The 20,205-nt window shown below is 67.4% G+C and carries 20 protein-coding genes; 14 read left to right on the top strand and 6 right to left on the bottom strand.

Annotated elements, in window-relative coordinates:
• The first annotated feature begins 89 nt into the window (after positions 1-89).
• The 5 genes from paaN (at position 90) to paaK (ending at position 5,714) form a co-directional block, all read left to right on the top strand.
• Complete coding sequence (gene paaN, locus JYG37_RS04625) at positions 90-1,796, top strand: phenylacetic acid degradation protein PaaN (protein WP_089488136.1); 1,707 nt, start codon at positions 90-92, stop codon at positions 1,794-1,796.
• Positions 1,797-1,883: 87 nt separating this feature from the next.
• Positions 1,884-3,086: a 3-oxoadipyl-CoA thiolase gene (gene pcaF / locus JYG37_RS04620; protein WP_089488135.1), complete on the top strand. Its 1,203-nt coding sequence runs from the start codon at positions 1,884-1,886 to the stop codon at positions 3,084-3,086.
• A gap of 45 nt (positions 3,087-3,131) precedes the next feature.
• Entirely contained in the window at positions 3,132-3,923 is a 792-nt protein-coding gene (paaG, locus tag JYG37_RS04615) for a 2-(1,2-epoxy-1,2-dihydrophenyl)acetyl-CoA isomerase PaaG (protein WP_050013044.1), read from the top strand.
• Position 3,924: 1 nt separating this feature from the next.
• Positions 3,925-4,377 (top strand): hydroxyphenylacetyl-CoA thioesterase PaaI, encoded by a 453-nt coding sequence (gene paaI / locus JYG37_RS04610; RefSeq protein WP_089488134.1) that lies wholly within the window; start codon positions 3,925-3,927, stop codon positions 4,375-4,377.
• A 38-nt stretch (positions 4,378-4,415) separates the two neighbouring features.
• Entirely contained in the window at positions 4,416-5,714 is a 1,299-nt protein-coding gene (gene paaK, locus JYG37_RS04605) for a phenylacetate--CoA ligase PaaK (RefSeq protein WP_213345911.1), read from the top strand.
• 284 nt (positions 5,715-5,998) lie between these two features.
• On the opposite strand, the gene mltA is transcribed toward paaK, so the two are convergent.
• Positions 5,999-7,123 carry a murein transglycosylase A gene (gene mltA, locus JYG37_RS04600; RefSeq protein ID WP_050013047.1) on the bottom strand — a complete coding sequence of 375 codons (1,125 nt, stop codon included), beginning with the start codon at positions 7,121-7,123 and terminating at the stop codon, positions 5,999-6,001.
• Positions 7,124-7,151: 28 nt separating this feature from the next.
• On the opposite strand from mltA, the gene JYG37_RS34745 reads away from it, so the two are divergent.
• Positions 7,152-7,295, top strand: coding sequence for a hypothetical protein (locus JYG37_RS34745; protein ID WP_235356184.1), 144 nt, complete (start codon positions 7,152-7,154; stop codon positions 7,293-7,295).
• A 21-nt stretch (positions 7,296-7,316) separates the two neighbouring features.
• Here the strand turns inward: JYG37_RS34745 and apaG are convergent, their stop codons facing one another.
• On the bottom strand, positions 7,317-7,691 hold the full coding sequence (apaG, locus tag JYG37_RS04595; RefSeq protein WP_006477037.1) for a Co2+/Mg2+ efflux facilitator ApaG/CorD: 375 nt from the start codon (positions 7,689-7,691) through the stop codon (positions 7,317-7,319).
• Between the two features lie 177 nt (positions 7,692-7,868).
• Between apaG and rpe the strand changes: the two genes are divergently transcribed.
• From rpe to JYG37_RS04555, 8 genes are all read left to right on the top strand, one after another.
• Positions 7,869-8,555, top strand: a complete 687-nt coding sequence (gene rpe, locus JYG37_RS04590) for a ribulose-phosphate 3-epimerase (RefSeq protein ID WP_006482066.1) — start codon at positions 7,869-7,871, stop codon at positions 8,553-8,555.
• 4 nt (positions 8,556-8,559) lie between these two features.
• Positions 8,560-9,324 carry a phosphoglycolate phosphatase gene (locus JYG37_RS04585; RefSeq protein WP_124653585.1) on the top strand — a complete coding sequence of 255 codons (765 nt, stop codon included), beginning with the start codon at positions 8,560-8,562 and terminating at the stop codon, positions 9,322-9,324.
• A 357-nt stretch (positions 9,325-9,681) separates the two neighbouring features.
• On the top strand, positions 9,682-11,175 hold the full coding sequence (trpE, locus tag JYG37_RS04580) for an anthranilate synthase component I (protein ID WP_050013049.1): 1,494 nt from the start codon (positions 9,682-9,684) through the stop codon (positions 11,173-11,175).
• Positions 11,176-11,188: 13 nt separating this feature from the next.
• Positions 11,189-11,788, top strand: a complete 600-nt coding sequence (locus tag JYG37_RS04575; protein WP_124557513.1) for an aminodeoxychorismate/anthranilate synthase component II — start codon at positions 11,189-11,191, stop codon at positions 11,786-11,788.
• Between the two features lie 13 nt (positions 11,789-11,801).
• Positions 11,802-12,833, top strand: coding sequence for an anthranilate phosphoribosyltransferase (gene trpD / locus JYG37_RS04570; protein WP_213345910.1), 1,032 nt, complete (start codon positions 11,802-11,804; stop codon positions 12,831-12,833).
• 28 nt (positions 12,834-12,861) lie between these two features.
• Positions 12,862-13,647 carry an indole-3-glycerol phosphate synthase TrpC gene (gene trpC / locus JYG37_RS04565; RefSeq protein ID WP_124557514.1) on the top strand — a complete coding sequence of 262 codons (786 nt, stop codon included), beginning with the start codon at positions 12,862-12,864 and terminating at the stop codon, positions 13,645-13,647.
• Positions 13,647-14,273, top strand: a complete 627-nt coding sequence (locus tag JYG37_RS04560; RefSeq protein WP_011546533.1) for a CYTH domain-containing protein — start codon at positions 13,647-13,649, stop codon at positions 14,271-14,273. The genes trpC and JYG37_RS04560 overlap by 1 nt, the downstream gene beginning before the upstream one ends.
• Before the next feature lie 13 nt (positions 14,274-14,286).
• The gene (locus JYG37_RS04555) at positions 14,287-15,210 is read left to right on the top strand and encodes a uracil-DNA glycosylase (RefSeq protein ID WP_124557515.1); all 924 of its coding nucleotides are present in this window, start codon (positions 14,287-14,289) and stop codon (positions 15,208-15,210) included.
• Positions 15,211-15,342: 132 nt separating this feature from the next.
• Here the strand turns inward: JYG37_RS04555 and JYG37_RS04550 are convergent, their stop codons facing one another.
• The 4 genes from JYG37_RS04550 to JYG37_RS04535 all read right to left on the bottom strand — a co-directional run bounded on the left by JYG37_RS04550 (position 15,343) and on the right by JYG37_RS04535 (position 19,993).
• On the bottom strand, positions 15,343-15,939 hold the full coding sequence (locus JYG37_RS04550; RefSeq protein ID WP_050013052.1) for an FMN-dependent NADH-azoreductase: 597 nt from the start codon (positions 15,937-15,939) through the stop codon (positions 15,343-15,345).
• 148 nt (positions 15,940-16,087) lie between these two features.
• Positions 16,088-17,890 (bottom strand): M61 family metallopeptidase, encoded by a 1,803-nt coding sequence (locus tag JYG37_RS04545; protein WP_213345909.1) that lies wholly within the window; start codon positions 17,888-17,890, stop codon positions 16,088-16,090.
• A gap of 105 nt (positions 17,891-17,995) precedes the next feature.
• Positions 17,996-18,724: a DsbC family protein gene (locus JYG37_RS04540; RefSeq protein WP_050013054.1), complete on the bottom strand. Its 729-nt coding sequence runs from the start codon at positions 18,722-18,724 to the stop codon at positions 17,996-17,998.
• A gap of 90 nt (positions 18,725-18,814) precedes the next feature.
• Positions 18,815-19,993, bottom strand: a complete 1,179-nt coding sequence (locus JYG37_RS04535) for a UbiH/UbiF family hydroxylase (RefSeq protein WP_050013055.1) — start codon at positions 19,991-19,993, stop codon at positions 18,815-18,817.
• Between the last annotated feature and the right edge of the window lie 212 nt (positions 19,994-20,205).

The following is a 20,205-nucleotide window of genomic DNA, read 5'->3' as shown; positions in this document are numbered from 1 at the left end:
ATGCGAATAGTTTGATGCTACCATTCTCCGACCAACCGGTCGGTTAATTAATCGATCCGATCCCTCTCAACGTTCATCAGGCTGTCGCCATGACCCATGCCCTGTTCACGAAGCACGAAGACACGCTGAAACACGCACTCGCCGCCATCGAGAGCCGCGGGTACTGGAGCCCGTTCGCCGAAATGCCGAGCCCCAAAGTGTACGGGGAAAGCGCAAGCGCGGACGGCGAGGCCGCGTTCAAGTCGCACCTCGACAAGACCTTCGTGCTCGACCAGCCGGCGTCCGATGACACGGTCGGCGCCGAGCGCTCACCGTACGGCATCGCGCTGGGCATCCGGTATCCGAAATCTACGCCGGACGCTCTGATCGCTGCCGCTGGCGCCGCGCAACGTACGTGGCGCGAAGCCGGCCCGAGCGCGTGGATCGGCGTCAGCCTCGAAATCCTTGCCCGCCTGAACCGTGCAAGCTTCGAAATCGCCTACAGCGTGATGCACACCACCGGGCAAGCGTTCATGATGGCGTTCCAGGCCGGCGGCCCGCACGCACAGGACCGCGCCCTCGAGGCGGTCGCCTATGCGTGGGACGAACTGCGCCGCATCCCGGCCGATGCGCACTGGGAAAAACCGCAAGGCAAGAATCCGCCGCTCGCGATGCACAAGCGCTATACGATCGTGCCGCGCGGCACGGGCGTCGTGCTCGGCTGCTGCACGTTCCCCACCTGGAACGGCTACCCGGGCCTGTTCGCCGATCTGGCAACCGGGAATACCGTGATCGTCAAGCCGCACCCGGGCGCGATCCTGCCGCTCGCGATCACGGTGCGGATCGCCCGCGACGTGCTGCGCGAAGCCGGGTTCGATCCGAACGTGGTCACCCTCCTCGCGACCGAACCCAACGACGGCGCCCTCGTCCAGGATCTCGCGCTGCGCCCCGAGATCAAGCTGATCGACTTCACCGGCAGCACGCAAAACGGCACGTGGCTCGAACACCATGCCCACCAGGCGCAGGTGTACACCGAGAAAGCCGGCGTCAACCAGATCGTGATCGACTCGACCGACGACCTGAAGGCCGCCGCCAAGAACATCGCGTTCTCGCTGGCGCTGTACTCGGGCCAGATGTGCACGGCGCCGCAGAACATCTACGTGCCGCGCGACGGTATCCGGACGGCCGACGGCCATGCGAGCTTCGACGAAGTCGCGCAAGCGATCGCGGTTGCCGTGCAAAAGCTCACCGGCGACCCGGCACGCTCGGTCGAATTGATCGGCGCGATCCAGAACGACGGCGTGACCGCGCGCATCGACGACGCGCGCAAGCTCGGCCGCGTGCTCGCGGACAGCATGACGCTCCAGCATCCCACCTTCCCCGACGCGCGCGTGCGCACGCCGCTCGTACTGCAACTCGACGTGGCCGATCGCGAGAAATTCACGCAGGAGTGGTTCGGCCCGATTTCGTTCGTGATCGCAACCGACTCGACCGCGCAGTCGCTCGATCTGGCCGGTGAAATCGCCGCCGAGCATGGCGCGCTCACCCTCTCCGTCTACAGCACCGACGACGCAATCATCGACACCGCGCATGACGCGGCGGTGCGTGGCGGGGTCGCGCTGTCGATCAACCTGACGAGCGGCGTATTCGTCAATCAGTCGGCCGCGTTCTCCGACTTCCACGGCACAGGCGCGAACCCGGCGGCCAACGCCGCGCTGGCCGATCCGGCATTCGTCGCCAACCGCTTCCGCGTGGTCCAAAGTCGCGTCCATGTTGCCCCGAAGGCGGCACCTGCGGAAGCTGGCCAGACGGCATAACCCGATTGGCCGACGTGCAAACGCCGCCATGTTCTCTACCATGAACGAATCCGCCACCCGGCGGGTTCGTCACTCACCGATACGCTCATGACAGACGCCTACATCTGCGACGCGATTCGCACTCCCATCGGCCGCTACGGCGGCGCCTTGAAAGATGTCCGCGCCGACGACCTCGGCGCGGTGCCGCTCAAGGCGCTGATCGAGCGCAATCGCGACGTCGACTGGGCGGCGATCGACGACGTGATCTACGGCTGCGCGAACCAGGCCGGCGAGGACAACCGCAACGTCGCGCGCATGTCGGCGCTGCTGGCGGGCCTGCCCACCGCCGTGCCGGGCACGACGCTGAACCGGCTGTGCGGCTCCGGGATGGACGCGGTCGGCACGGCCGCGCGCGCGATCAAGGCAGGTGAAGCGCGCCTGATGATCGCAGGCGGCGTCGAGAGCATGACGCGCGCGCCGTTCGTGATGGGCAAGGCGGCGAGCGCGTTCGCGCGCCAGGCCGACATCTTCGATACGACGATCGGCTGGCGCTTCGTCAATCCGTTGATGAAACAACTGCACGGCGTCGATTCGATGCCGGAAACCGCCGAGAACGTCGCGGTCGACTACCACATCAGTCGCGCGGATCAGGACCTGTTCGCGCTGCGCAGCCAGCAAAAGGCCGCGCGGGCGCAGCAAGACGGCACGCTCGCTGAAGAAATCGTCGCGGTCACGATTGCGCAGAAGAAAGGCGACGCCATCGTCGTGTCGCGCGACGAGCATCCGCGCGAGACGTCGCTCGAGGCGCTCGCGAAGCTGAAGGGTGTCGTGCGCCCGGACGGCTCCGTGACGGCCGGCAACGCGTCGGGCGTCAACGACGGCGCCTGCGCGCTGCTGCTCGCCAATGCGCAGGCGGCCGACCAGCATGGCCTGCGCCGCCGCGCGTGCGTCATCGGCATGGCGACCGCCGGCGTCGAGCCACGCGTGATGGGCATCGGCCCCGCGCCGGCCACGCAGAAACTGTTGCGCCAGCTCGGCATGACGATCGACCAGTTCGACGTGATCGAACTGAACGAGGCGTTCGCGTCGCAAGGTCTCGCGGTGCTGCGCATGCTCGGCGTCGCCGACGACGATCCGCGCGTGAACCCGAACGGCGGTGCGATCGCGCTTGGCCACCCGCTCGGCGCATCGGGCGCGCGGCTCGTCACCACGGCGCTCCATCAACTCGAGCGTACCGGCGGCCGCTTCGCGCTCTGTACGATGTGTATCGGCGTCGGTCAGGGCATCGCGCTCGCGATCGAACGCGTGTAACCGCCGCGCCGCGCGCCTATAACGAAGTCATGACGGAGATACTGCATGTCCTATCAGGCGATCCAGCTGGATATCGATCAGGCCGCGCGCGTGGCCACGATCACGCTCAACCGCCCCGACAAGCTGAACAGCTTCACGCGGGCGATGCATCGCGAACTGCAGTCGGCGCTCGATGAAGTCGAGGCGGCCGGTGCACGCGCGCTGATTCTGACGGGTGCGGGGCGCGGCTTTTGCGCGGGCCAGGATCTGGCCGACCTCGACTTCACACCGGGCGCGTCCACCGACCTCGGCACGCTGATCGACGAGCATTTCAATCCGCTGATCCGCCGCCTGCAGCGTCTGCCGATTCCGGTAATCGCCGCCGTCAACGGCACGGCGGCCGGCGCCGGCGCGAATCTCGCACTCGCGTGCGATCTCGTGTTCGCCGCCCGCTCGAGCAGTTTCATCCAGGCCTTCGTAAAGATCGGGCTCGTACCCGATTCGGGCGGCACGTGGTTCCTGCCGCAACGCATCGGTATGGCGCGCGCGCTGGGGCTCGCGCTGACCGGCGACAAGCTCGGCGCCGAACAGGCCGAACAGTGGGGCCTGATCTGGCGCGCGGTCGACGACGACGCGCTCGTCGCGACGGCCCGCCAACTCGCCGCCCAGCTCGCGCAGCAGCCGACGCTCGCGATCGCATCGATCAAGCAGTCGATGCGGGACAGCGTCACGAACACGCTCGATCAGCAACTCGACGTGGAACGTGACCTGCAGCGCAAGCTCGGTCAGTCGCACGACTATGCGGAAGGTGTGCAGGCCTTCATCGAGAAGCGCGCACCGCGCTTCGAAGGGCATTGACATGACGAACGCCACCGCCACGCTCGATCCCGATTCGCTCGCCCGCGCCACCGCTCAGGCCATGTACGACGCCGATGCCTGCAGCCGCGCGTTCGGCATGGAGATCGCCGAAGTCCGCGCCGGCTACGCCCGCCTGCAGATGCGCGTGCGACCCGAATTCCTGAACGGGCACCAGACCTGTCACGGCGGGATCATCTTCACGCTCGCCGATTCGACGTTCGCGTTCGCGTGCAACTCGTACAACGTGAATGCGGTCGCGGCCGGCTGCTCGATCGAATTCCTGCGCCCCGTGCACGGCGACGACATGCTGACGGCCGAGGCGATCGAACAGGCGCGTGCCGGCCGCCACGGCATCTACGACATCCGCGTCACGAACCAGACAGGCGACACCGTCGCGATGTTTCGCGGCAAATCCGCCCAGATCAAGGGCACGGTCATCCCGGAAGACCGCTGACGTCGACGGCGCGCCCATAACAAACACTGGAGACATGCATGACTACCCCGCTACCGCTCGAGCCGATCGAGACCGCCTCACGCGACGAGCTGACCGCGCTGCAGCTCGAACGCCTCAAATGGTCGCTCCGGCATGCGTATGACCACTCGCCCGTCTATCGCCGCAAGTTCGACGAAGCGGGCGTGCATCCGGACGACCTGAAGACGCTCGCCGACCTGTCGCGCTTCCCGTTCACGACCAAGGGCGACCTGCGCGACAGCTATCCGTTCGGGATGTTCGCGGTGCCGCAGGACCAGATCTCGCGCATCCATGCGTCGTCGGGTACGACCGGCAAGCCGACGGTCGTCGGCTATACGGCCGCCGACATCGACACGTGGGCGAATCTCGTCGCGCGCTCGATCCGCGCGGCCGGTGCGCGCCGCGGCGACAAGGTGCACGTCAGCTACGGCTATGGCCTCTTCACGGGCGGGCTTGGCGCACATTACGGTGCCGAACGCGCGGGCCTCACCGTGATCCCGTTCGGCGGCGGGCAGACCGAAAAGCAGGTGCAGCTGATCCAGGACTTCCGGCCCGACATCATCATGGTCACGCCAAGCTACATGCTGTCGATCGCCGACGAGATCGAGCGCCAGGGCCTCGATCCCGTGCAGAGTTCGCTGCGCATCGGCATCTTCGGCGCGGAGCCGTGGACCAACGACATGCGCGTCGCCATCGAACAGCGGATGGGGATCGACGCGGTCGACATCTATGGGCTGTCCGAAGTGATGGGCCCAGGCGTCGCGTCCGAATGCGTGGAGACCAAGGACGGCCCGACCATCTGGGAAGACCATTTCTATCCGGAAATCATCGACCCCGAAACCGGCGAAGTGCTGCCGGACGGCGAACTCGGCGAGCTCGTGTTCACGTCGCTGACGAAGGAAGCGCTGCCGATCGTCCGCTACCGCACCCGTGACCTCACGCGCCTGTTGCCAGGCACCGCCCGGACGATGCGCCGGATGGAGAAGATCACCGGCCGGTCGGACGACATGATGATCGTGCGCGGCGTCAACGTGTTCCCGACGCAAATCGAGGAGCAGTTGCTCAAGCAGCGCGCGCTCGCGCCGCACTATCAGATCGTGCTGACGAAGGAAGGCCCGCTCGACGTGTTGACGCTCAACGTCGAGCCCTGTCCGGAGACCTCGCCCGATACCGCGGCGATCCAGGCGGCAAAACAGGCGCTCGCGTACGACATCAAGTCGCTGATCGGCGTGACGGCCATGATCAACGTGCTGCCCGTGAACGGCATCGAGCGCTCGGTCGGCAAGGCGCGCCGCGTCATCGACAAACGCAAGGGCTGAGTCACCCCGCCGCGCAGGCGACGGGCGCGAACGTCGCGTACTCGCCGCACGCACGCCGCGCAACGGCGAAGCCGTGCCTGCAAACGAAACAGCCCGGTCGGCCAATGCCGATCGGGCTGTTTTACGCCAAAGCGTCGTTCGACGTGACACGCACGGCATCACGCGAACCGAAATCACATGGGCACACCGGCGATCAAACCGGCATGCGCGTCACGCATGAGACGCGCCACGAATGCCGAATCTTGTGCACGGGCCACCCTCCGGGCAACCCGCGCCGCGCCCAATCACGAATTCGGGAACAACAGCCACATCCGGCCGACCTGCTTCATCCGGCCAGCCTGGTCGCCCGCGTCGTCGCCGAGCCCCCAGAAATAGTCCGCCCGCACGCCGCCCTTGATCGCCGAGCCCGTATCCTGCGCGAACACGAGCCGGTTCATCGGCGTATTCGTCAGCGGACGCGTGGTCTGCAGGAACACCGGGGTGCCGAGCGGGATCGACGACGGATCGACCGCGATCGAGCGCTCCGGCGTCAGCGGCACGCCGAGCGCGCCGATCGGACCGTCGGCGCCGCCGTGCGGCGCATCCTCCTTGGTCGGCATGTCGCGGAAGAACACGAAGCGCGGATTCGTGTCGAGCAGCGCGTCGACGCGCGTCGGGTTCGCCTTCGCCCAGGCCTTGATGCCCTGCATCGTCGCCTGCGCGGGCGTCAGCTCGCCGCGATCGAGCAGCCACTTGCCGATCGAACGGTACGGCTGGTTGTTGGTGCCGCCGAAGCCGACCCGCATCACCGAACCGTCGTCGAGCAGCACGCGCCCCGAGCCCTGCACCTGCAGGAAGAATGCCTCGATCGGATCGTCGACCCACACGAGCTCGTTGCCGTTCAGGATGCCAGCGCGCTCGAGCTGCGCGCGTGCCGGCAGCGCGGCGCCCGCGCGATAGCCGGCCGGCCAGCGATAGAGCGCGTACTGATACGGACCGCGGCGTACGCGCGAACCGTGCAGCAGCGGCTCGTAATAGCCGGTCACGAGCCCGTCGAGCGTACCGTCGGTGTTCGCGAACTGGAACGGCGTGAAATACGTTTCGAAGAAACTGCGGGCGCTGCTGACGTCGAGCTCGTCGAGCCGGTCGGCGGCCGCGCAAGCGCGCGCCCAGGCCGGCTGGCGCGCGAGCCGCGCGCAGTTCTGCCGCAGCGCGGCCGTCGCGCCGATCAGCGAATCGTCCTGCCAGCCCGGCACCTGCTGCCACGCGACCGGCGTGAGCCGCTTCGCGGCGACCTGCCCCGGCACGACCGCCGCACCGGTCGGCGGCTTCAGCGCGGAGGTCCGCGTCGGCGCGCCGCCGCACGCGGCGAGCAGCGCCGCCGCAGCAGCCGCAGCCATCCACCCGGCCAGCCGGGGCCCAAACCACATACAATGTCCGTTCTTGATGGAAACCGCCATGTCAGATTTTCTCGACCAATATCCGATGCTCATCTTCGCGCTCGAAGCCTTCGTCGCGCTTGCCCTGCTGATCTTCATCGTCGTGTGGACGTCGTCGGGCAGAAAGAAGCAGGCCCGCCGCGACGACCGCCAGCCGCGCTGACGCACACTGCACACCGCACGCTCAATGCAGCGTGCGCGGCATGTGCAGCGCGAACTCGTCGACCGGCGCCTCGAAACGCTCGCCGTCCTCCGCCACGCAGAAGTACGCGCCGCGCATCGTGCCGACCGGCGTCGCGATCACGGCCCAGCTCGTGTATTCGAAATGCTCGCCCGGCTGCAGCAGCGGCTGGTGCCCGACGACGCCGAGCCCCTTCACTTCCTGCACGTGGCTCTCGCTGTCCGTGATGATCCAGTGACGCGCGATCAGCTGCGCCGCGACCTGCCCGGTATTGCGGATCGTCAGCGTGTACGCGAATGCGTATTGACGGTGATCGGGGTCGGATTGTTCCGGCAAGTAGCTGGTTTTCACCGAAACGGTGAACTGATACTGACTCATGGTGTGTCCGCTGTAGGTAACCGCGCGCGCCGACTCGAGCGGCCGGGCCGCGGGCGCGCCGCATTGGTTCGGCATTCTATGCGCATTCGGGCCGCCACCGCACGGCCTGCCGCCGCGCAGCGGGTCGCCGGACGGTAGAATGACGGTTTTGCGCCGCAACGTCCCCGCTCCCCTGTCATGACTCAATTCCGCATCGCTCCCAGCATCCTGTCGGCCGACTTTGCACGGCTCGGCGAAGAAGTCCGCAACGTGGTCGCCGCCGGCGCCGACTGGATTCACTTCGACGTGATGGACAATCATTATGTGCCGAACCTGACGATCGGCCCGCTCGTCTGCGAGGCGATCCGCCCGCACGTGCAGGTGCCGATCGACGTGCACCTGATGGTGCGCCCGGTCGACCGGATCGTGCCCGATTTCGCGAAGGCCGGCGCGAACCTGATCAGCTTCCACCCGGAAGGCTCCGACCACATCGACCGCACGCTGTCGCTGATCCGCGACCATGGCTGCAAGGCCGGCCTCGTGTTCAATCCGGCCACGCCGCTGAACTACCTCGACCACGTGATGGATCGCCTCGACTTCGTGCTGCTGATGTCGGTCAACCCCGGCTTCGGCGGCCAGTCGTTCATCCCGGAAACGCTGAACAAGCTGCGCGAGGCGCGCGCCCGCATCGACGCGTACACCGAACGCACGGGCCGCGAGATCCTGCTCGAAGTCGACGGCGGCGTGAAGGCCGACAACATCGCGGAAATCGCGGCGGCCGGCGCGGACACGTTCGTCGCAGGTTCCGCGATCTTCGGCAAGCCCGACTATCGCAAGGTGATCGACGAGATGCGCGCGGCGCTCGCGACCGTCGAGCGGAGCTGACGCCGTGGCCGACTCGTCGTTCGCCGGCCACGCGCCGGCCGGAGCCGCCGCGGACGCTGCGCCGATCCGCTTCGCCGCGCCGCGCATCGATGCGGCGCTGATCGACCTCGACGGCACGATGGTCGACACGGCCGACGATTTCACGGCCGGCCTGAACGGGATGCTCGCGCAGCTCGGCGCGCCGGCCACGTCGCGCGACGAAGTGATCGGCTATGTCGGCAAAGGCTCCGAACACCTGATTCACAGCGTGCTGAAGCCGCGCTTCCCGGCCGACGAAGCGCACGCGCGCTTCGACGACGCACTGGCGATCTACCAGACCGAATACGCGAAGATCAACGGTCGCCACACGCGTCTCTATCCGGACGTGGCGGCCGGCCTCGACGCATTGCGCGCGGCCGGCATCCGGCTCGCGTGCGTGACCAATAAGCCGCACCGCTTCGCAGTCGAGCTGCTCGAGCAATACGGGCTGGCCGGCTGCTTCGGCATCGTGCTGGGCGGCGACAGCGTCGCACGCAAGAAGCCCGATCCGCTGCCGATGCTGACGGCCTGCGACGCGCTCGGCGTCGCGCCGGACGCCGCGGTCGCGATCGGCGACTCGGAAAACGACGCGCTGGCGGGCCGCGCGGCCGGGATGGCAACACTGACGGTGCCGTACGGCTACAACCACGGCAAAGCTATACAAACGATAAATTCGGATGGTATAGTCGATTCGTTGCTGGTCGCGGCTCGCGCAATTTCCGCGCACAACGCCGGCCGGCCAACCGTCTGATTATTTCTTCCATCCGCATGTTTCTGAATAAAAAACGGAGTCTGAGCAGCATCGACCGGGGAGCCTGGCCCTGGCGTCGCTGGTCGCGCTGACCTCTTCGATGAGGTACGCTGAAGCACGTCTTCAGCGCCGTTTTTTATCTCGCTGCGCATCCGCGCGCCGATCGTCGCACCACCTCGAGTTCCACCGTGTCCGAACGCTTGCGTTCAGGATCGGCCGCAGGCTCGCGACGTTCACGCCCGGAGTGCCGGCCGGCAACAGGCACTTCTCGATCGACCGCCCTTTCGCCGACGGCCACCCGCGCAGCGTCAAATGATCCCTGGCGCACGCGCCGCTCGTCCCGAACAGGACCGGAACATGACCGAACTCGAATTCCAATCGCTCGCGAACGAAGGCTACAACCGCATCCCGCTGATCGCGGAAGCCCTCGCCGATCTCGAAACGCCGCTGTCCCTCTACCTGAAGCTGGCCCAGCCCGAACGCGCGGGCGCCAACTCGTTCCTGCTCGAATCGGTGGTCGGCGGCGAACGTTTCGGCCGCTATTCGTTCATCGGCCTGCCCGCCCGCACGCTCGTGCGCACCCGCAACGGCGTGTCGGAAGTGGTGCGCGACGGCCAGGTTGTCGAGACGCACGACGGCGACCCATTCCAGTTCATCGAATCGTTCCAGGCGCGCTTCAAGGTCGCGCAGCGGCCGGGCCTGCCGCGGTTCTGCGGCGGCCTCGCCGGCTACTTCGGCTACGACGCGGTGCGCTACATCGAGAAGAAGCTCGCGAACACCGCGCCGCGCGACGATCTCGGCCTGCCCGACATCCAGTTGCTGCTGACCGAGGAAGTCGCGGTGATCGACAACCTCGCCGGCAAGCTCTACCTGATCATCTACGCGGACCCGGGCCAACCCGAAGCGTATGCGAAGGCGAAACACCGCCTGCGCGAACTGAAGCAGCGCCTGCGCACGACCGTGCAGCCGCCCGTCACGTCGGCGAGCGTGCGCACCGAGACGTTCCGCGAATTCAAGAAGGACGACTATCTGGCCGCCGTGCGCCAGGCGAAGGAATACATCGCGGCCGGCGAGCTGATGCAGATCCAGGTCGGCCAGCGACTCACGAAGCCGTACCGCGACAATCCGCTGTCGCTGTACCGCGCGCTGCGTTCGCTGAATCCGTCGCCGTACATGTATTACTACAACTTCGGCGATTTCCACGTGGTCGGCGCATCGCCGGAAATCCTGGTGCGCCAGGAAAAGCGCGGCGACGACCAGATCGTCACGATCCGGCCGCTCGCCGGCACGCGCCCGCGCGGCAACACGCCCGAGCGCGACGCGGAACTCGCGACCGAGCTGCTGAACGATCCGAAGGAAATCGCCGAGCACGTGATGCTGATCGATCTCGCGCGCAACGACGTCGGCCGCATCGCGGAGATCGGTTCGGTGCAGGTGACCGACAAGATGGTGATCGAGAAGTACTCGCACGTGCAGCACATCGTCAGCTCGGTCGAAGGCAAGCTGAAGCCCGGCATGACGAACTACGACGTGCTGCGCGCGACGTTCCCGGCCGGCACGCTGTCCGGCGCGCCGAAGGTGCGCGCGATGGAACTGATCGACGAGCTCGAGCCGGTCAAGCGCGGGCTGTACGGCGGTGCGGTCGGCTACCTGTCGTTCTCCGGCGAGATGGATCTCGCGATCGCGATCCGCACGGGCCTGATCCACAACGGCAACCTGTACGTGCAAGCGGCGGCCGGCGTCGTCGCGGACTCGGTGCCCGAATCCGAATGGCAAGAGACCGAGAACAAGGCGCGCGCGGTGCTGCGTGCGGCCGAACAGGTCCAGGACGGCCTCGATAGCGACTTCTGACCGGAGACTGACCATGCTGCTCATGATCGACAACTACGACTCGTTTACCTACAACCTGGTTCAGTACTTCGGCGAACTCGGCGAGGACGTGCGCACCTACCGCAACGACGAAATCACGCTCGACGACATCGCGCGCCTGAACCCCGACACGATCTGCCTGTCGCCCGGCCCGAGCAATCCGCAGCACGCGGGCATCACGCTCGACGTGCTGCGCGAATTCGCGGGCCGGAAGCCGATCCTCGGCGTCTGCCTCGGCCACCAGGCGATCGGCGAAGCGTTCGGCGGCCGCGTCGTGCGCGCGAAGACCATCATGCACGGCAAGGTGAGCCGGATCGAAACCGACTGCCGCGGCGTGTTCGCCGATCTGCCGAAGCATTTCGACGTGACGCGCTATCACTCGCTCGCGATCGAGCGCGAATCGCTGCCGGACTGCCTCGAGGTGTCCGCGTGGACCGACGACGGCGAGATCATGGGCGTGCGCCACAAGACGCTGCCGGTCGAAGGCGTGCAGTTCCACCCGGAATCGATCCTGTCCGAGCATGGCCATGCGCTGCTCGAGAATTTCCTGAAGCAAAACCGCGCAGCGGCCCATGCCGCCGCACCGGCTGCCTGACGGGAGACGCACGATGACGATTACCCCGCAGGAAGCGCTGCAACGCACGATCGAGCACCGCGAGATCTTCCACGACGAAATGCTGCATCTGATGCGGCTGATCATGCGCGGCGACCTGTCGCCGGTGATGGCGGCCGCGATCATCACCGGGCTGCGCGTGAAGAAGGAGACGATCGGCGAGATCGCCGCCGCCGCGACCGTGATGCGCGAATTCGCGAACCACGTCGAAGTGCAGGACAACTCGAATTTCGTCGACATCGTCGGCACCGGCGGCGACGGCTCGCACACGTTCAACATCTCGACCGCGTCGATGTTCGTCACGGCGGCCGCGGGCGCGAAGGTCGCGAAGCACGGCAACCGCGGCGTATCGAGCAAGTCCGGCAGCGCCGACGTGCTCGAGGCGCTCGGCGTGAACATCGACCTGCAGTCGGACCAGGTCGCCGCATCGATCGCCGAAACCGGCATGGGCTTCATGTTCGCGCCGAACCATCACCCGGCGATGAAGAACATCGCGGCCGTGCGCCGCGAGCTCGGCGTGCGCACGATCTTCAACATCCTCGGCCCGCTGACCAATCCGGCCGGCGCGCCGAACCAGCTGATGGGCGTGTTCCACGCCGACCTCGTCGGCATCCAGGTGCGCGTGATGCAGCGTCTCGGCGCGCAGCACGTGCTCGTCGTGTACGGCAAGGACGGCATGGATGAGGTATCGCTCGGCGCCGCGACGCTCGTCGGCGAATTGCGCGACGGCAAGGTGCACGAATACGAGATCCATCCGGAGGACTTCGGCCTGCAGATGGTGTCGAATCGCACGCTGAAGGTGGAAAATGCGGACGAATCGCGCACGATGCTGCTCGGCGCGCTGGACAACCAGCCGGGCGTCGCACGCGAGATCGTCACGCTGAACGCGGGCACCGCGCTCTACGCGGCCAATATCGCCGAGTCGATCGCGGACGGTATCCAGCTCGCCCGCGAAGTGATCGCGAGCGGCAAAGCCCGCGCGAAGGTCGACGAACTCGTGCGCTTCACGCAGCAGTTCAAGCGCTGACCCTCTTACGAATCCAGCAGGAACCCCTATGAGCGACATTCTCGACCGAATCATCGCCGTCAAGCGCGAAGAAATCGCGGCGGCGCTGCGCAGCACGCCGCTCGAGGCACTGAAACTCGAAGCGTCCGCGCGCGACCTGCGCGACTTCGTCGGTGCGCTGCGCGCGAAGCACACGGCCGGCAACGCCGCCGTGATCGCCGAAATCAAGAAGGCCAGCCCGTCGAAAGGCGTGCTGCGCGAGCATTTCGTGCCGGCCGACATCGCACGCTCGTATGCGGCGCACGGCGCCGCGTGCCTGTCGGTGCTGACCGACGAGCAGTTCTTCCAGGGCGGCGTCCGCTACCTCGAGGAAGCGCGCGCGGCCTGCACGCTGCCGGTGCTGCGCAAGGACTTCATCGTCGACGCGTACCAGATCGTCGAAGCCCGCGCGATGGGCGCCGACGCGATCCTGCTGATCGCCGCCGCGCTCGACACGCCGCTGATGCAGGATCTGGAAGCCTATGCGCACTCGCTCGGCCTCGCGGTGCTGGTCGAAGTGCACGACCGCCACGAGATGGAACAGGCGCTGACGCTGAAGACGCCGCTGCTCGGTATCAACAACCGCAACCTGCGCACGTTCGAGACGTCGATCCAGACCACGCTCGACATGCTCGACATGATTCCGGCGGATCGCATCGTCGTGACCGAATCGGGCATCCTGTCGCGCACCGACGTCGACACGATGCGCGCGGCGAACGTGAACACGTTCCTCGTCGGCGAGGCGTTCATGCGCGCCGAGCAGCCGGGCGAGGAACTCGCACGGATGTTCTTCTGATGGCGATCGAACAGGAAATCAAGCTCGCGCTGCCGGCCGGCCAAGCCGATGCCGCGCGCCGCTTCTTCGAGACGCTGACCGGTGAACCCGGTCGCGCGATCACGCTAGCGAACGTCTATTACGACACGCCCGATCTCGCGCTCGCGCGCTCGAAGAGCGCGGTGCGCGTGCGCCGCACGCCGGACGGCTGGCTGCAGACGTTCAAGACGGTCGGCAGCGCGGAAGGCGGCCTGCATAGCCGCCACGAGTGGGAACTGCCGGTCGCGGGCGACGCGCTCGAAATCGACGCGCTCGTCGCGGCCTGCGACGTGCCGGAAGCCGCCGCCGCGCTGAATGACGCAGCCGGCGCGCTGCATGCGCTGTTCCGCACGGATTTTTCGCGTACGCTGTGGCGCATCGCCATCGGCGGCGCAACCGTCGAGGCCGCGGTGGACCTCGGCGAGATCGTCGTCCAGGCGGAACACGAAACGCGCCGCGAACCGATCAGCGAAATCGAACTCGAACTGATCGACGGCCCGGAAACGGCGCTCGCGACGCTCGCCGCCGAACTGCAGCAGGCGCTGCCGGGCCTCGTTCCCGAAAACATCAGCAAGGCGCAGCGCGGCTACCGGCTGCGCGCGCAATAAACACGCATCACGCATGGCAACCCGCAAGACTTCCCGCGCGCCGCAACAGGCGTCGCTGTTCGACGATCCCGTGCCGGAAACGGCACCGGCCGATATTCCGTCCGCGGCTTCCGAGCCGCCTGCCGCTCGGCGCAAACCCGCAAAGAAAACCGCCGCACCGGCGGCCGTGCCCGAACCGGCCCCGGCCGCCTCGGCACCGCGGCCCGTTGCCACCGACGTACCGCATCTCGCCGCGCAATTCGACGCGCTGCCGGCCGTCTGGCGCGACGTGCTGAAACCGTTCACCGACAGCGACGCGTTCGCGCCGCTGTGCCGCTTCGTCGACGAAGAGCGCGCCGCCGGCAAGACGGTCTACCCGACCGACGTGTTCCGCGCGCTGCGCCTGACGCATCCCGACGACGTGAAGGTCGTGATCCTCGGTCAGGATCCGTACCACGGCGACGACCGCGGCACGCCGCAGGCGCACGGCCTCGCGTTCTCGGTACCGCCGGCCGTCCGCACGCCGCCGTCGCTGCGCAACATCTTCAAGGAAATCGCCGCGAACTTCGGTCACGACACGCCGCGTCACGGCTGCCTCGACACGTGGGCGCGCCAGGGCGTGCTGCTGCTCAACACCGTGTTGACGGTCGAGCGCGGCGCGGCCGCGAGCCATGCGAAGCGCGGCTGGGAACAATGCACGGACACGCTGATCCGCGAGCTCGCCGGCCGCCATCGTGGGCTCGTATTCATGCTGTGGGGCGCGCATGCGCAGGCCAAGCGCGCGCTGTTCGACGCGAACGCGCATTGCGTGCTCGAGGCGCCGCATCCGTCGCCGCTGTCCGCGCACCGCGGCTTCCTCGGTTGCCGCCATTTCGCGCTCGCGAACGACTACCTGGTCGATGCCGGCCGCGAACCGATCGACTGGCGCCTGCCGGACGTGGCCGAAACGCTCGCGTAACGGCCTCGGCGGCGAGTTCGCCGGCCGAATGCAAAAACGCCGCGTCCCTTTCGTGAAGGGCGCGGCGTTTTTTATCGGGTGACGCAGCGGGTGCGTGGCACCCGCGTCGACCTGGCGCGTTAACTTGGCGCGTTAAGCGGCGGCGATCGCTTCGCGTGCGCCGGCCAGCGCGGCGCTCTGCGCGTCCGGGCCGAGGTTCAGGCCTTCCGCGTGGATGAAGCTCACGTCGGTCAGGCCGATGAAGCCGAGGAACGTGCGCAGGTACGGGGTCTGGCTGTCGTTCGGCGTACCCAGGTACTTGCCGCCACGGGCCGTCACGACGTGAACCTTCTTGCCCTTGATCAGGCCTTCCGGACCGTTCTCGGTGTAGCGGAACGTGACGCCTGCGCGGGCGATCCAGTCGAAATACGTCTTCAGTTGCGACGAGATGCCGAAGTTGTACATCGGCGCGCCGATCACGATGATGTCGGCAGCTTGCAGCTCGGCGATCAGTGCATCGCTCTTCGCGACGATCGCATTCTGTTCCGCGGTGCGCTGGTCGGCCGGCGTGAAGAACGCACCCAGCACCGATTCGTCGAGGTGCGGCAGCGCATCGGCGAGCAGGTCGCGAACCACGACGTTCGCGCCGGGGTTCGATTGTTGCAGCTTTGCCGTCAGTTCGTTGGCCAGCAGCGTGGATTGCGCGCCTTGCGAACGCGCAGCGGAATTGATTTGCAGAATGGTCGTCATGTCAGGCTCCGGGTGGGGTTGCGCTTCGGTAGCGCGAGTGACGCCATTGTGCGTGGCCATATGACGGCGAAAAAGCGGGTTCAGGGCGACGGATTGTTGCAACAGCAGAACAATCCTTGATCGCGCCCCGCTACCCGCTTTCGTACGCTTACCCCTTCAGCCACGCTTCGCGGGCCTTCGTGGCCGCGGCCGGCTTCGCGGCCGCCATCAGCCGGTAGCGCGTGATGTCCGGCCCGTCGAGCTTCAGTTTCGCGGTGCGCAGCTCGTCGCGGCGGAACGCGTGAACCTCGACCTTGTCGCCCGGCCGGTAGCGGGCGAGCAGCGCATCGAGGTTCGTGCCCGTCACGCGCAGCCCGTCGACCGCGATCAGCGTGTCGCCGGCCGACAATCCCGCGCGATGCGCGGCGCCGCCTTCGTAGACCGCCGCCAACGTGCAGTCCGCGCCGCCGCGCAGGCGCGCGCCGATCGTCGGCTTCGCGGCCGCGCCGAGCGCGACGTCGGGGGCCAGCGTCACGCCGAACGGCGCGAGCAGTTCGGCGAGCGGCAGGTCGCGCGTGCCGTGCACGGCGTCGGCGAACAGGCGGCCGAGCGCGACGCCTGTCGCTTCCTCGATCAGCGTCTCGACTTCGTTTTCCTCCACGCCCGCCTGCTTGCCGCCGCGATAGAAATCGCGGCCGTATCGCTGCCACAGCACGCGCATCACGTCGTCGAGCGACTTCCGGTTGCGCGTCTGTGCGCGGATCGCGAGATCGAACGCGAGCGCGACGAGCGAGCCCTTCGTGTAATAGCTGACGATCGCGTTGGTCGCGTTCTCGTCCTGGCGGTAGTACTTGATCCATGCGTCGAACGAGCTGTCCGCGACGCTCTGCTTGAGCCGGCCCGTGCCGCGCAGCACGCCGCCGATCGTGCGGCCGAGCGCCGCGAAATAGTCGTCCTGCGACATCAGCCCGCTGCGAACCAGCATCAGGTCGTCGTAATACGACGTGAAGCCTTCGAACAGCCACAGCAGCGACGTGTAGTTCTCGCGCGTGAGGTCATATGGCACGAACGCCGCCGGCTTGATGCGCTTCACGTTCCACGTATGGAAGTACTCGTGGCTGCAGAGGCCGAGATACGTGCGATAGCCTTCCGTCGTTTCCGGGCGCCCCTTCACCGGCAGGTCGGTCCGGTTGCAGATCAGCGCGGTCGACGCACGATGCTCGAGGCCGCCGTAGCCGTCGCTGACCGCGAGCGTCATGAACACGTAGCGATCCATCGGCGCCTTCTTCGACTTCGGCTCGAACAGCGCGATCTGCGCTTCGCATACGCGCTTCAGATCGGTACGCAGCCGCTCCAGGTCGAGCTGCGTCACGCGCCCGGCGATCACGATATCGTGCGGCACGCCGTGCGCGTCGAACGTCGCGAGCGCGAATTCGCCGATCGTCACCGGATGGTCGGACAGCTCGTCGTAGTTCGCCGCGCGATACGCGCCGAAACCGTAGCGCCTGGTGCCGCGCGCCTCGGGCAGCGACGTGCCGACGCGCCACGTGCGGAACGCCGGGCCGGCCGGTTTCGCGATATCGACTTCGCACGGCGCCGCCTCGCGGCCGGCGACGCTCAGGAATACGGCCGTCGCGTTGAAGAAGCCGCCCGAATCGTCGAGATACGCGGAGCGCACCGACAGGTCCCACGCATAGACGTCGTAGCGCAGCGTCAGCGCGCCGCTGACGGGCGCGGCCTGCCACGTGTGCTTGTCGGTCTTCGCGATGCGCACCTTGCGGCCCGCGTCGCTGAACGCATGCAGCGTCACGATGTTGCGCGCGAACTCGCGCACGAGATAGCTGCCCGGAATCCATACCGGCAGCGAGAAGCGCTGGCCTTCGGGATCGGGATCGGCAACCGTCACCGTCACTTCGAACAGGTGCGCGGCAAGATCTTTCGGGACAATCGAATAGCGGATCGGCTGGGTCATCGTGGCAATCGGTCGGTCGAATACGGCGGCGAAAACGAAGAGAGGCGCCGGCAGATCATGCGGGCGCCCCTCGCTGGCCGGGCCATGCGCCCGGCGTGCAGTCGGTTACTTGCTCGAGGCGAGCGCCTGGTTGAGCTGGTCGGCCGATACCGCGCCCGGCAGGCGGCGGCCATCCGGCAGGAAGATCGTCGGCGTGCCCGTGACGTTCATCCCGCGGCCGAGCGCGAGGTTCTTGTCGAGCGCGGTGGTGTCGCACGTGCCGGCGCCGGACGGCGCGCGGTGGTCGAGCATCCAGCTTTCCCACGTCTTCGCGCGGTCGGTCGCGCACCAGATCGCCTTCGACTTCGCGGTCGAATCCGGCGACAGCACCGGGTACAGGAACGTGTAGACGGTCACGTTGTCGACCGACTGCAGCGTCGTCTCGAGCTTCTTGCAGTACGGGCAGTTCGGATCGGAGAACACCGCGATCTTGCGGGCGCCGTTGCCCTTGACGACCTTGATTGCATTCGCGAACGGCAGGCTCGCGAAGTCGATCTTGTTGATTTCGGACAGGCGGGCGTCGGTCAGGTTCTTGTGCGACTTGGTGTCGACGAGATCGCCGAGCAGCACGTAGTCGCCTGCCGCGTCGCTATAGATGATCTGCGAACCGAGGTTCACTTCGTAAAGGCCTGCAACCGGCGATTTCGACACGCTCTTGATCGGCGCGTCGCTGCCGAGACGGGCTTGCAGCGTGGCCTTCAGCTTGTCGGTGGTCTGGTCGGCCTGCGCGGTGCAGCCCAGCGTCGCCATCGTGACGGCCAGCGCCAGCGATGCGATGCGGATCGTTTTTTTCATCGAAATCTTCCTTCAGCTCAATCGGAGTGCACGGCACAGTGTACGCCGTTATGGAACCGTCTCCGACCCGCGCTGTTGCAGAAGGTTCGATCACCCAAGCGCGGCCGACACGAGCCAGCGCTTCACGAGCGGCTGCGCGCCGACGAACGCCATGCCCGCGTTGCGCACCGCCTTCGCGAGCGAGCCCGGCACCGCGAACAGCCGCTGCAGGCCGTCGGTCGCGACCATCAGCGCGCGGATGTCCTCGCGGCGCGAACGCTCGTAGCGGCGCAGCAGCACCGGATCGCCGAGGTTGCGGAAGCTTTCCTTGCGCGCGATCGCGTCGGCAAGCGCGGCGACGTCGCGCAGCCCGAGGTTCATCCCCTGCCCGGCGAGCGGGTGGATCAGGTGCGCGGCATCGCCGACCAGCGCGACGCGCGGCGCGATCAGCTTGTCGACCGTCTGCAGCGCCAGCGGAAAGCCGGCGGCCGGCGTCACGCATTCGAGCGTGCCGACCTGGCCGTGCGACACGCGCTCGACCTCGGCCGCGAGCTGCGCCGGATCGAGTGCGAGCAGTTCGTCCGCATGCGCGGTGTGCGCGGACCATACCAGCGACACGTGGCCGTCCGGCAGCGGCAGCAGCGCGACGATCTCGCCTTCGTGGAACCACTGGTAGGCCGTCTCGCGGTGCGGCAGCGACGCCTTGAAGTTCGCGACGACGCCCGTTTGCCGGTAGTCGCGTCGCTCTACCCTGGCCCCCATTTGGGAGCGCACCCACGAATGCGCGCCGTCGGCACCGACGACGAGATCGGCTTCGAGCACCTGCCCCGACGACAGCGTGAGCACGGCCGCGTCGTCGCGCACGTCGAAACCCTGCGCACGCGCGTCGAACCACGTGAGGTTCGGCTGGAACCGCAGCGCGGCGTCGAGCGACGCCTCGACCCGCGACGATTCGGCGATCCACGCGAGCTGCGGCACGGACGCCTGGTAGGCGGAGAAATGCAATTCGGCATGCGCATCGCCATACACGCGCATGTCGTAGACCGGCGCGAGCCGGCCGTGGTCGAGCGCCTGCCAGACCCGCAGCCGCTCGAGCAACGCCTGCGAACTGGACGAAAGCGCGTAGATGCGCGTGTCGAACGCGAGATCGGCGGGGCGCGGCGTGGCCGGCTGGGCGAGCAAGGCGGTCTTGTAGCCGGACTGGGTCAGCGCGAGCGCGGCCGTCTTGCCGACGAGCCCGCCGCCGACCACGGCGACGTCGAAGGAGTGGTGGGCAGTCATGGCGGGCATTATAGCCGCGGGGCCAAACCCTTACGCGGCCGGACTTTGCGGGAAATCAGCAGAATCGCAGGCCGGTGCGCCGGCGCGGCGGCCCGCCGCATCGGCCGTTCGGCGGCAAGCCCGGAATCCGGAGCGCCGGCACGGTACAATAGCGTCTTTGACCGTCGGCCCGCCGCGCTCCACGCGCCGGCCGCCCTTTTTCCCGCGCCGCCGTGCCCTGT

The organism is Burkholderia sp. LAS2 (assembly GCF_018417615.1).
Taxonomy (GTDB): Bacteria; Pseudomonadota; Gammaproteobacteria; order Burkholderiales; family Burkholderiaceae; genus Burkholderia; species Burkholderia sola.
The sequence above is the reverse complement of the archived record's forward strand: the minus strand, read 5'-3'. Positions and strand labels throughout refer to the sequence as shown.